The sequence below is a fragment of the Paraburkholderia sp. LEh10 genome, from assembly GCF_017814945.1.
Classification (GTDB): Bacteria; Pseudomonadota; Gammaproteobacteria; order Burkholderiales; family Burkholderiaceae; genus Paraburkholderia.
On sequence record NZ_JAGIPX010000233.1, the window covers coordinates 1 to 665 of the forward strand.

A 665-nucleotide genomic window follows, 5' to 3' on the forward strand; every position below is an offset into this window, starting at 1 on the left:
CCTTTTTCTTCGTATCGATGCTGATGACAGGCTGGCCGTCTTCGAGATATTCCGCCTTGAGTTGCGCAATACGCTGAAATTGCGCGTCGCGTTGTGCGTGGGATTTGAACGACTTCTTTTTCTGTGATTGCCGCCGCGAAAAACCGTTGCGCTTTAGCAGCTGCCGGACCGTTCGCACGCTCACCCGTGCGTCTACCTGCTGCGTCATCGCCTGGGCGATTTCGCGCGGCTTCAGATCTGTCCAGATGACGCCGTGTTGTGGATTGCCCGCCGTATGCTCTCGCACCACGTCCAGAAATACCGCGTTCCACTCCGGATGGTCCGTTAACCTGGATTTACGCTCCTTTTTTTCGGACCCGCTCTCCAGCCGGATCCAGTTCTTCTTCCAGGTCCTTCAACCCTTGCCTGATTGTTTTCGCGTCAATGTCAAACAGTTTCGCAATATATTCGAAACCGCCATGGCCCAGCTTGTCCGCCTCCACAGCCGCATACCGACGTCGGTCCTTCTCCGACAACCGCGCGTACAGCCGCTTCATCCGCGTTTCAACCTCAGCCCGGTAACCAGCCTGCATCGTCTGTCCTCCAGAAGGACCGCATCTTACCAGCGTCGCTTTGCACCCGCCAGGGCCACTTCTGGAAGTTATTTCTCACTCGTTCCATACCGC

2 protein-coding genes are annotated in these 665 nt (G+C 56.4%); both read right to left on the reverse strand.

The window, feature by feature from the left end; translation table 11 throughout:
- Positions 1-289 (reverse strand): ISAzo13-like element transposase-related protein (locus J8I87_RS46635; protein WP_409518894.1); only part of this gene is annotated, 289 nt, incomplete at its 3' end.
- A gap of 46 nt (positions 290-335) precedes the next feature.
- Positions 336-572 carry a hypothetical protein gene (locus tag J8I87_RS44115; protein WP_209938933.1) on the reverse strand — a complete coding sequence of 79 codons (237 nt, stop codon included), beginning with the start codon at positions 570-572 and terminating at the stop codon, positions 336-338.
- Positions 573-665: the final 93 nt, after the last annotated feature.

Coding starts and splice junctions, on each gene's coding strand:
- J8I87_RS44115 (WP_209938933.1), bottom strand. CDS start 572: ATGCAGGCTGGTTACCGGGCTGAGGTTGAAACGCGGATGAAGCGGCTG.